The 12,149-nt window shown below is 49.8% G+C and carries 7 protein-coding genes; 5 read left to right on the plus strand and 2 right to left on the minus strand.

Going from position 1 to position 12,149, the window contains the following annotated elements; all coding sequences use genetic code 11:
- Positions 1–6: 6 nt before the first annotated feature.
- Together QZN53_RS08225 and QZN53_RS08230 are read right to left on the minus strand one after the other, a co-directional pair.
- Complete coding sequence (locus QZN53_RS08225) at positions 7–927, minus strand: radical SAM/SPASM domain-containing protein (RefSeq protein ID WP_163438537.1); 921 nt, start codon at positions 925–927, stop codon at positions 7–9.
- Between the two features lie 3 nt (positions 928–930).
- Entirely contained in the window at positions 931–2,304 is a 1,374-nt protein-coding gene (locus QZN53_RS08230) for a chloride channel protein (RefSeq protein ID WP_163438538.1), read from the minus strand.
- 68 nt (positions 2,305–2,372) lie between these two features.
- Here QZN53_RS08230 and QZN53_RS08235 point away from each other — a divergent pair, with 68 nt between their 5' ends.
- The 5 genes from QZN53_RS08235 to QZN53_RS08255 are packed head-to-tail and all read left to right on the plus strand — an operon-like array spanning position 2,373 to position 12,056.
- Complete coding sequence (locus tag QZN53_RS08235; RefSeq protein WP_163438539.1) at positions 2,373–4,349, plus strand: hypothetical protein; 1,977 nt, start codon at positions 2,373–2,375, stop codon at positions 4,347–4,349.
- Between the two features lie 5 nt (positions 4,350–4,354).
- Complete coding sequence (locus QZN53_RS08240) at positions 4,355–5,101, plus strand: transglutaminase family protein (protein ID WP_163438540.1); 747 nt, start codon at positions 4,355–4,357, stop codon at positions 5,099–5,101.
- A gap of 35 nt (positions 5,102–5,136) precedes the next feature.
- Complete coding sequence (locus QZN53_RS08245) at positions 5,137–7,896, plus strand: TIGR02171 family protein (protein WP_163438541.1); 2,760 nt, start codon at positions 5,137–5,139, stop codon at positions 7,894–7,896.
- 3 nt (positions 7,897–7,899) lie between these two features.
- Positions 7,900–10,620 (plus strand): TIGR02171 family protein, encoded by a 2,721-nt coding sequence (locus QZN53_RS08250; RefSeq protein WP_163438542.1) that lies wholly within the window; start codon positions 7,900–7,902, stop codon positions 10,618–10,620.
- Positions 10,614–12,056, plus strand: coding sequence for a hypothetical protein (locus tag QZN53_RS08255; protein ID WP_163438543.1), 1,443 nt, complete (start codon positions 10,614–10,616; stop codon positions 12,054–12,056). The genes QZN53_RS08250 and QZN53_RS08255 overlap by 7 nt, the downstream gene beginning before the upstream one ends.
- The last annotated feature ends 93 nt before the right edge of the window (positions 12,057–12,149 follow it).

Genomic DNA, 12,149 nt, shown 5'->3' on the forward strand with positions numbered 1-12,149 from the left:
ATAAACTTATTTGCTAAAGCGTTTGCAGAAGGTGCAACTTTGACAAAGCGGGTGGCGCAATTCGTGCTTCTCGAATCCTTCGCGGAGGCTCTTGGCGGCAGGCGATTTAAGAATTTCGACGAGGCTTTGTTCTTGGATGCGGCCAAGCGTAATTTGCCCACTATGGTCAAGACAGCAGGCGACGACGCGCCCATTGAGCAAAATCGCTACATGCGTGTCAAGGGCGCGGCATGAACCTGCGGTAGATTTGGCGTGGCTTTCGTCTAACTCGGGCCATTCAAAGCGGGAATCTTGATGCAGGTAGATTTTTCCGACTACGGGGAAACTCTTGTGTCGGCTACAGAAATGCTCCAGCGAAATTTGCGCGCTAGGTTCGGCGCTGCCCGAGGAGCGACCGAAAGCCTCGTTGACCTTTGAAATCATGGTACGATTCCAAACATCGCTGGCATCATCGCCTACATTCCAGAGCCTTAAATTGATGTACAGGTCTGGGCGTACGGCGTTTGCCATCTTGCAAAAGTCGAGGACATCTTGGAGATGACGCTTGGCAATCTCTGGCGAAAGTTCTGCGTAGGCGTGCGTCGAAAAATTCACCTGTCGCACGGCGGGGGAGGCAAGAATCAACTTGCCGGTGCGTGCAATGGTGGTGCCGTTGGTGGTCAGGTTCAGCTTGAGGGGCGTGGATTCCAGTTTTTTCAGGAAGAGGCCGAATCCCGGATGCAGCGTGGGCTCGCCAAGCACATGAAAGTAGACATTTTCGGCTACAGTCGCCGATTCGGTAATGCATCGCTCAAACAGTTCCGTACTCATGAATTCGCGCGGCTTATTTATCGAATGGGACGATGCTGATGAATTCGCTTTTCCGCAGGGGCAAAAGCTGCAATTCAAATTGCAAACGTCCGTGATTTCGATGTAGACCGCGTTCATGCTTTACTTGAGTCTCAGTTTTTTCTGGGCGTAAATGCTTTGACCGCCGTTACAAACGAAGGCGACTACGCAAACGATAAAGAAGGCGGGCAAGGTGTCAAATCCAAAGATTTCGGCGCCGATAAAGATGGGGGCCAAGAGCGTGTTGGTGGCTCCGCCAAAGACAGCGGCATAACCGAGGGCTGCTGCAAGTGGCAGGGGAACGCCCACCATGGCGGCTACCCAAGCGCCGAATGTTGCACCGATGGCGAACAACGGCGTGACTTCGCCGCCCTTGAACCCGACGGCAATCGTCGCAATCGTGAGCGCTAATTTCAGAATCCAGTCGCAGGCAAAAACCGTCGTTCCAACGGCGGCTCCGCTTGCAAAACAGAAATCAATCAGATTCGTGCCCAGGCCCGCGTAGCGGCCCTGCCAGAACAACAGCAAAAGAAGGCTAATGGCGATGCCGACAAAGGCGATGCGCTTGACCGCATTCGGCAACTTGTTCGCGGCAAGTTTCTTGGCGAGCGAAAGCAATTTGGCAAAACCGCCGCCGACAATGCCGAAAAGTACGCCGAGCAACGCAAGTTTCAGCACAAATTGAATATTCAAACCATTTTCGTTCCACAGGAGTCCAGCCACATTCCAATCCGGGAACAGGGCGCTCAAATTCACCGAGAACTTTTCAAGTCCGAGCATTTCAGAAACCTTGTAGGCCGTAAATGCGGCGACCGTTGCTGGGAGTAATGCCGATAGATTCAAGTAGCCAACCAGCAGGACTTCGAGTGCGAGCGCAATGGCGGCAAGCGGTGTCTGGAAAAGGCCCGCAAAGCCAGCGGCCATGCCTGCAATCAGCAGAATCTTGCCCGCGTTTTCCACAGGAATCTTTTTACTGATGTTGTGCCCGAGAGTCGCACCAATCTGAATCGCGACGCCTTCGCGGCCGGCGCTACCACCGAACAAATGGGTAAGCCATGTGCTTACCGCGACCATCGGGATCATGCGCAGCGGAATTTCGTTTTCTTTACCGTGGGCGACCCCGAAAACCATGTCCATGCCGCGCTCGGTGCCCTTGCCAAATTTCTTGTAGCCAAGCACAATTGCAACACCAATCAAGGCAAGACCCGGAATCCAGTAAAGCGGATTGGCATCACGCACCGCACTTACGGCCAAGAGCACCTGCCCAAAGAATGCCGTAAGGGCTCCTACAACAGCGCCAACGACAACCGCGGCAATCGTCAAAATCGGTAACGAAAGCCACTTTTGAACAAATGCGCTAATTCTCGCCTTCATCTGTTCTTTCGCCATGCGCATCATTTGCTCCTTCATTTCGGGGGACATGCCGGCGAATTGTTCCTTGAATTGGTTGTATTTGCCAAAATCTCTAAAATTCATGGATAATCCTTGATTGCGCGGTAAATTTAGAAATTTAGTCCGAAAAGCAGATTTTGTATATTTGAAATATGAAATTGGAATCCCGCTCTAAAAAATTTTCATTGACTCAGATTTCTTTGGCGATGCTTTCGTCGTCGCTCTTGGTGGCAGTACTTTCTTCTTGCGCCTCGAATAAATCGGATGCAAACACGCCCGCAACCGAGAACGTGTCTGCGGAGCGCCCGGCAGCACTCCCGCCTCAGCCTTCGACGCCGGTGACCGTGTTCGAAATGAAGTTCTTGAGTGCTGACAAACAGGTGCGTGTGGTCAACAAGCCGACCCTTGCAGCCCTTGATTTCGCGGCGTATTTCAATAATCCGATTCGCTTGGCGGGCAAAGAAGAAAAGCCTGAAAACTATACGGGCAAAATGGCTTCGGCAAAGCTTGCTGAATATCCGTTCCCGATGCTCGATTCCCTTTCGGAATATGAACCTGCCGTTATTGCGGGCCGCCAGCCTTTGGCTTGGGAACCGCTAGCCAAGATTCTTTATGCGCAGACCGGAAACGATTCGCTTTCACAGTTGTTGAATTCCGTTGAAGCGGTCAAGTGGAATGAACCCGATGTATTCAGGGCCTTCCAGACGGTGACTCGCATGTGGGGCGTTCCCTTGAGCAATGGTTCAGTGGACTGGTGGGTCGAAGTGATGCCTGCACCATGGACGGGCCGTTCCGTGTTCTACGGAAAGCTGAAGTTTAGCTCTACCGGTGAAACCGCTGAAATTTTGAATTACTACTTGACTGGCGAAATGAACATTGACGATGCCATGAACTGGGCTCGTACTTTGTCGTCTTACTGGTATCCGACTTTGAATACCGACTTGGAACCGCATACGGCAGGTGCGACCTGGGAAGGTGACAAGAATAGGCCTTTTGCCGTGATGCGCGGAAACCCGATGGGTACGCCGATGTGGATTGCTTTTGAAGTACCGGCATTCCGCATGAATGACGAAGCCTTGCGCGCCAAGCGTACGGCGGATTCCTTGGCAGAAGCGGGCGAGGTGGTTCCGGTGAACCGCATGCTCGATACAAGCTCTGCATTCAGGCTTGAAACGCTTGCCTCGCTCGAAGGCTCGTGTCCTGTAAATGCGGATACGAAAAAGTTCCGCGATGCTCTCTCGAAAAAGCTGAAGAAACTCCCGAAGGAACAAAATGCCTGGGCTGGTGGCGATATGCTCTGGTTTAGACGCAACGCCAATTACTTGCTTGCAGATAAAATAACCAAGCAGGATTCCTTGCATAATCCGCTCCCGCGCTTGCTAGAACTCAAGAAGTACTTGGATTCCCTGAATGTGCAACTCTTGGTGGTGCCGGTTCCGGTGAAAGAAGAAATTTATGGCGAACGCCTGGTTGATGGCACTGCCGCTGACCTTTGCGTGAACCCGGCCGGTCGTGAATTTACCCGCGAAATGCTTGCCGCAGGGCTCGACGTACTTGATCTTTACCCGGCCTTGATGGCAGCCAAGTCGGGCGATGAACCTCCGCATTACAGCTACCAGCGTTACGATACGCACTGGTCTTTGCCTGGCATGCTTGCTGCCATGGAACTCTTGGCTAGCCGCGTGACGCAGTATTCTTGGTACGCTGAATCGGGCGCACAGCCTGGTACACTTAATCTGCAAGAAACAAAAACGGTTCGTGAAGGCGATCTTGTGGCGCATTTGCCCGATGCCGAAAAGTCTAAGTACCCGGCAGATACTTTGCCTGCAATGAAAATCTTCAAGGGCACCGAAGCCTACAAGGGCGGCAAGAATTCGCCGATTCTCTTGATGGGCGATTCCTTTACGGGCGTGTTTGAATCCGTCGATCAAAAGAGCGGCGGCCCGGGCTCGCTTTTGGCTTATGCGACAGGGCTCGATGTACAGGTGCTTACCAGTTGGGGCGGCGGCCCGGGCGTTTATCACCGCATGATGAAAATGAAGAAGGATATGCAGAGCAAGCGTCTCGTGATTTACATGATGACGGCTCGCGACTTCTGGCAGTCTCCCATGGAGTGGGACGCTCTTTAGTCTCTATGCTTGCTCGTCTTTCTGCTCTCGCTAAGCGTTTCTTTTGGCCGGTGCTAATCGTCGTTTTTGCGGCGTCATTGGCGCTGGTGCTTTGGAGCGGGCGAGCCGAGACGATGAGTTTTAGGGATGCGGCCTGTTCCTTTGAAGATCGTTTGCCGGGATGCCTCGATTCTATTGAATTCTGGAATGGCGGACTCGCTTATTTTGATAGTTCGCTTGCGACGACCGGCGATACCTTGTGGAGTTTGAAAAGCTTGCTCTGGACGTATTGGGGCCTTGAGTTTGCTGGCGCGGGCGATGCTGCCGTGACTGCAGAGGCTATACTTCCGCTGCATGTGCTGCAAATGAAAAAGTCCGGCTGCATGGGGCTTTCTTGGCTTGCGATGATGCTTGCCGAAGCGCGCGACTTGCCTCTTTCGGTCATCATGCTCCCAGGGCATGTATTCTTGCGCTATGGCGCAGATTCCTCGACGGCAATCAACTTGGAACCCAATCGCGAAGGCTATAGCTATACTGACGCTGAGTACCGCGAAAAGTACAAGGCCGGCCCTTGGACTGGGCTTGAATTTAAACCGCTTACAGCCACGCAGTTTGTGGGACTCGCTGCCTTCAATATGGGAAACCTGTACCTGGATAGCGACCTGCGCCGTGCTTTGACCTGGTACCGCATGGCCGAGGAGTTTTTCTCGGAATATCCGGGCATCAAGGCCAACCAAGAGATTGCTAAAAGCCGTTTACCTGACCACCTGTAATCGTGATTTTTGCCCTAAATTGCTATTTTTTGCAAATGCGGGTTATTTTACTCTCTTTAATATCGCTCTTGTTTTTTGCTTGTGCCGATGTGAATCCCACATCCGATTATGTTTATCTTGGGGTTTCAAAAGATAAACTGGATGGCATGATTCGCGTGACGGCTTATAATGCGACTGCAATTCTTGGAACGAACGATACCGCTGCGAAGTTAGAAGAATACCCCCAGATGAAAGTCAAAATTGACTATTCATTTTCGATGGGACATCACGAAGTTACTTGTAGCGAATTCAATAAATTGATGAAACCGCAGGGACTCACGCTCTCCTGTTTAAACAAGAATCTTCCGGCAACAGATTTGACCTACTATGATGCCGTTTTGTTTGCAAATGAAAAAAGCAAGGCCGATAATTTTGATACGGTTTATTCCTATACGAGCAAACAGGTCGATAGCGATGGCCATTGCACATTCCTCGAAGGTTTCTATTTCCATACCGATGTAGACGGCTATCGTTTGCCGACGGAGGCGGAATGGGTTTTGGTGGCCGGTCGCCGCTGGAATCCGAAAGCGAGCTGGAATGCTGAAAATTCGGGAATCCAAATGCAAGAGGTCTGTACACGAATTACGGATTCTACCGATTTTTGCGATATGGCCGGTAACGCTATGGAATGGGTCAATGACTGGCTTGGATTCTTTAGAGATACGACCATATATAATTACGCCGGTTCCCCCGATGGCGGCAACATGGGCAAGCGTATTGTGAAAGGCGGAAGCTATCGTCAGTTGCCGTCTGCCATTAACTTGTATAGCCGTACCGATGTGTATACGATTACATCGTCTACTCGTGCCGAATATGTTGGCTTCCGCTTGGCTTTTGGTCAAATTCCTGATGCGATGTGGATTGACTATGACGGTATTCCCAATTCAAAGCGCGTAATTTCGTTGGTGAACCAGCGTACGTTGAAATCTCATTTGGATGCGTATAAAGTCGTTCTTGCGTTCCGCAATAACTTGACCGGTAATTTGGCTTATGTGAATTATTCGGATGGAACCATCTATACGGCCGAAATCAAGGATACTTTGGAAGTTTATCATCCGGATGTTTCTCCGAACGGGCGCTTTGTCGCTTTTTCTACGGGACTAGAAGGGGTGTCTGGCAAGTCGGAAGTGTATGTCAGGTCGCTTTCGCTGGGCTATATTAAAATTGTGAAACTGAAGGTCGATAATGCCGCGATTCCCCGCTGGAGGGTTCTCCCGAATGGGGATACGGTGATTGTTTACGTGACCAATGCAGGCGATAACAGAACCGATGGTACTTTCAAGTCGGCATCGACGTGGCAGGTGAAATTCCAGAATGAACGGTTCGGCAAGCCTCAAAAGCTTTTTGACGGAGCCTACCACGACGGAATCAGTGACGATGAACGCCTTGCTGTGACGGGCGCTAGACTGCTCCGCGCCAAAGTGGCGCAAGGTTCTTCGACGGTTCGCTCCAAGGCCCGCGATACTTTGTGGTACAATGGAGAACAGGCCTGCAACGTTTCGCTTGCGACCGATGGATCCAAGAAAACGTTGTTCCTTGACTTTGCCAGCGAGACTGGACATAAATTCGTGGGCGAGTCGTACGGTGTTCACGAACGCATTCTGGTTGTGGATAGTACGGGTAAGCTGATTAGCTCTATAAAGGCTCCTTTGGGCTATTCCTTTGATCACACGGAATGGGTGCGTGGCCGTTCGGACTATGCGGTGGCAACCCTTACGGAAGCAAGCGGCATGCACAAGAAGGTTGTGCTTGTGAACATGCGTGATAGCAGTATAACCGAGCTGGTTGAAGGCGATGACTTGTGGCAACCGAATCTCTGGATTCCGGATGCTTTGGATAAATCCAGGTTTGAAGTCGATGAGGATAGTGCCGGTGTATACATGCATGCAGGCGAAAATCTTGAAGGCATTTTGATGCGTTACAATATGGAATTGCTTTGGCGTTTCCGCGATACGGCTAATGTCGTGATTGTGGGCTCGTCACGTCCGTTACATTCTGTGTCGCCCAAATATTTTGTACAACCGTTCTATGCGATTAACCTGGCCCAGACTCCGAATTCCATATACATGTCAAAGGACTTCTTGGACTATTACATTTACCCGCATTTCAAAAAGCTTCAGTATGTCGTGATTTCGTTGGATATCGATTTTTGGTATAAGACCGATGAAGGCCCGAATAGTGACAACTTCTTCAAGAACAATTACAAAAATTATGCGGGCTTTGTCTATGACAAGAACCATAATTACTGGCAAGACGGATACCCGTCTGGTTTGTTGGAATATACGACGAATTATATGACGGTTGAAGGCGATTATATATACCTGGATGATCGCGGACGTATGCTTGGAACCGGTTGTAAGCCTTGGAGTAAAAATCCGGATATTGAGATGGATTCCCTGTATTACGATGATCATCCGGAAACTCTTGAAAATTCAATGAAGGCTTTCAAGGAAATTCTTGAGACCGCGAAAAAGAGAGATGTCCGTGTGGTGGGCGTAATCTTCCCGCAAAATCCGGCTTACAGAAAAACGGGGGCTTTTGGCCGTTATGGCTTGCGTAGAAGCTTGGCGAAGGAACTTATCGACGATTTGAAGGCTCTGGAAAAGACTTATCCGAATTTCAAATTGCTTGATGAAAATAAAATGGGCAAGCATGATTACGATGATAAAGTCGCATCGGATGAAGACCATCTTTGCACCAAGGGTGCTCCTAAAATCACCAAACGTATTGAAGCTGTCTTGAAGGAAATGAGGTAAGCAATGTATCGTATTTTTCTGTTGCTGTTGAGCTTTGCCTTTTTTGCTTGTTCTAATTCTGAATACATCTATTCGCAGCAGAATGTCGATTCTGCGTTTGAATCGGACACGCTGGACAATATGGTTGTTGTCAGGCATGAAAAAAAGGAAGTCTTGCTGGGTACAAACGAAGGTGCTGCCAGGGCGAATGAACGCCCGCAAATGCGTGTGACCCTGAATTACGATTTTTCGATAGGCAAGTCGGAAGTGACTTGCGCCGAATTCAATTCGCTAATGAAATCTTCGAAAATTTCGGTCCCTTGCGAAAAAGATGCTTATCCGGCAACGAACTTGACCTACTACGATGCAGTCCTTTTTGCAAATGCCCGCAGCAAAAAAGAGGGATTCGATACAGCGTATACGTATAGCAATATTGAACTGAATTCCGAAAAGCATTGCGTGAATTTGGAAGGTTTTGCGTTCCATCCCGAGGTGAATGCGTATCGCTTGCCGACCGAGGCGGAATGGTCTTTTGTTGCTGGCCGTTTCTGGAGTGCAAAGGATGCCTGGACGGCGGATAATTCTGATTATCATTTGCATGCGGTTTGCTCGAAGTTTGAAAAAGCGCAAGTTTGCGATATGATTGGAAATGCCATGGAATGGATGAATGACTGGCTTGGCAATTTCCGCGATACGACTGTTATGAACTATGTGGGCGCTCCCGATGGCGGTGCGCTTGGTCAGCGTGTGGTCAAGGGCGGAAGCTACAGAACGCCTGCAGAATCCATTACCCTTTATGGTCGTGGTGACGTGTATACGGTAACGTCTTCAACCCGTGCTGATTATGTGGGCTTCCGCTTGGCCTTTGGCGCAATTCCCGATGCTTTGTGGATGAATTCTGATGGTAAAGCTGCCGGTAGCCGCGTGATTCCTCTTGCCAGTTCCTCGACGATCAAGTCGCTCTTTGATACGTACAGAGTCAAGCTTGTGTTCCGTAACGATTTGTCGGGAAACTTGTCTTTTGTCGATTATTCCAACGGCGCACTTTCGGTCGTTGAAATTGAAGATACCTTGAATGTATACCACCCGGATATTTCGCCGGATGGCAAGATGGTTGCCTTTAGCACTAAGCTTGAAGGCGTTTCGGGCAAGTCTTCTGTTTATGTGCGCAACTTGGATGCCGAGGGTTCGGCTCTTGTAAAGCTGGATGTAAAGAGTGCGGCTATTCCGCGTTGGCGTGTGCTTGAAAACGGCGATACGGTTATTGTGTATGTGAACGATGCCGGCAACAATAAGGATGATGCAACCTTCAAGTCAACTTCGACTTGGCAAGTGAAATTCTCGAAGGGTAAATTTGGCGAACCGAAAAAGCTGTTCGATGGTGCATACCATGGTGGCATTAGTGAAGACCAAAAGTTGGCTGTTACCGGAGCTCGTCTTTTGCGGGTGAACATGGCTGGCGAAACCGAAGTTTGGTATAATGGAGAACAGGCCTGCAACGCATCGCTTTCTCAAGATAGCAGTAAGCGTACCATGTTCCTTGATTTTGCAAGCAAGACTGGGCGAGACTATGTTGGCTCTAAGTATGGAACCCATGAACGGATTCTTGTGGCTGACAGTACGGGCAAATTGATTCAGTCGGTGGGTGCTCCGAAGGGCTATTCTTTCGATCATAGCGAATGGGTCCCGGGTGACCACAATATGGCGGTTGCGACGTTTACGAATGCAAACGGTGCCCATACGAAAATCGTCTTGGTGAATCTTTCGGACTCTAGCGTTGTGGAATTGGCCGAAGGCGATGAACTCTGGCACCCTGCGCTTTGGGTGAATACGGCTTTTACGGGCTACGATGATTTGTTGGCTCTGGATAGCGCCGGCGTTTATTATGGCGAAGGCTTGGACATTGAATCGGAAAAGTCCCGTATCAAGATGGAACTCTACTGGAAGAATCTTGATGTAACCGAAGTGCTTTTAGTCGGAAGTTCCAGAATGGAAATGGGGGTTGATCCGGATGCGTATCCGGAATGGAATATGCTGAATACGGCTATTTCTGGAATTGACGGAAACCGCGATATGTATTTTGTTGAAAATTACGCGTTGAACCATTCCGACAACTTGAAAGCGATTGTGATGTCCCTAGATTTGGACAATTGGAGCGGAAGGGAAGACCACTTGCGTTTGATTCATATGGGTGTTCCCGGTTACGATTACGATGCCCATCACGACTTCTGGAAATCTGGCCTGCCCAGCGGATTTATCGAAGCGGTCGAGAATGCGTATCCGGCAAGTCAAGGCTGGATGCAGCGCTATTCTGCTCGCGGCGGACTCGATGACGAATGCCGCGGCTGGGATGCCGATGGAACCGACGTGTTGATGGATTCTGTATTCACGAAGCAAGAAGATCGCTATCTGGATGCAAGGTTGAATGAACTTGCTGAAATTGTAGACAGTGCGGCCGCCAAGAATATCTATGTTGTCGGAATCATTTTCCCGATGGCCCCCCAGTACAAAAAGACGGGTAGTTTTGGAACTTATGGCCTGCAGCGCAGTAAATATCCCGAGAAAAAGAAAAAGCTGGATTCGCTTGCCAAGGCAAATCGATACTTTGTGTTAATGGATGAAAATAAGAATGGCGATCATGATTATACGGACCAAATGTCTTTTAACCGTGATCACCTCTGTGTCGCCGGCAAAAAACAGATGACAGACCGCTTGGATTCTGTCCTGAAAACATTGAAATGGTAATAGCCGCATTTGTCATTCTGTTTGCGATCTTTCCGCTGACCGATACCGACATCTGGTGGCATTTGGCTTGTGCCCGCGAATGGGTGACGACATGGACGCCTGTTCGCACGCCCGTTGTGAATGTGCACGAATACTTTCAACTGCTAGTTGGCTTTGTCTACGGCTTGGGCGGTGCTCCGCTCTTGGTGGCGTTCAAAGCGGTGTTGTGGGGAGCGGTCTTTGCGCTGTTCCTTCGCCGTCGTCCTTGTCACCTTGAACTCGTTTCAGGGTCAGCATTCCTCGCCCTAACCATTATCCCGCTGTTCTTTTTCCGCTACCATTTCGAAATGCGCCCGGTGCTTTTTTCGCTATTGTTTCTCGGAATTTTTTGGAATGTCTTGCCGAGATTGTTTGCGAACGGTCGCTTGACTCCCGTAAACACGCTCCTCGCCGTTCTTGTTCTTGCAATTCAGTGGACATGGTGCAAAGTTCAAGGTTTGTACATTTTGGGCCCGCTTTTTGCGGTGCTTGTGCTGGTTGCCGGAATTTGGAATCCTTGCAGGGCGGGCGATAGGCCTTCGCGGAAGGCGCTTGCGTTGCGTAGCGCTTTTGTTGTCGCACTATTTGCGATGCCGTTCTTGCACAAAGAAGGTTTGAACTTGTTCTTGTATCCGTTCGGGTTGTTGGACCGATTGCTCGGACTTTCGTCCTCGGCGTCCATCTTTGCGAGCGAAATCGCCGAAAACCGCTCTCCATTCACGCTCTTGATGGCGGGGGAGAATACGCTGGAATGCGTGTTGATGATTTTGTTCTGCGTCGCTGGAATGGGATTTGCCATCTGGCAATTGTATAAGGCTCGCAGGCCCGATATTTTGAATGTGACGCTCTTGATAACGGCGATTCTTGCTCTTGTTGCCGAACGAAACTTTGTGCTGTTCTTGCCGGTGCTTTTGGTAACGCTCCCGGTTCCCTCAAAGCAACTGAAACTTCCGACCTCATTTCACATTCCACGTTATTCATTTACGCTAGTTTTTCTTGCGTTTATTCTAGGCTTTTGGGCTCGTTCGCTTTCGGCTTACGATTATTCTATGGTCGCTTACCAGCGTGTGCCAGTGCATGCCGCAGCATGGATGGTAAAACACCCGCATGTTGGCAAGCTGTTTAACGATGACCGCGCTGGCGGTTACTTGGCGCTAATGAATCCTGCCGATTCCATCTATATCGATGGACGTTTTATCCTGAAGACAGCGGATTTTTTTGAGCGGTATCTGGATTACGCCAAAGACCCGGTCCTGTTTATGCATGACGCCGATTCCCTTGGCATTGACCGCGCCTTATTCCCGCTGCAATACTATGCCCGCTGGGATACGCTTATGCAAGCTTTGCAACAAGATTCCCGCTGGCACCTGGCCTACCGCGACGAATACTTCGCCGTGTTCGATAAAATACTCAAATAGAGCCGAACGGTATAACTGTGAGCCATAAGCTCCATGCGTTAAGCAGGAGCGTTGGCGAGAGTGAGGCGATGTCACATTCTTGTTTTGAAATAG

This window comes from uncultured Fibrobacter sp. (genome assembly GCF_900316465.1).
Taxonomy (GTDB): domain Bacteria; phylum Fibrobacterota; class Fibrobacteria; order Fibrobacterales; family Fibrobacteraceae; genus Fibrobacter.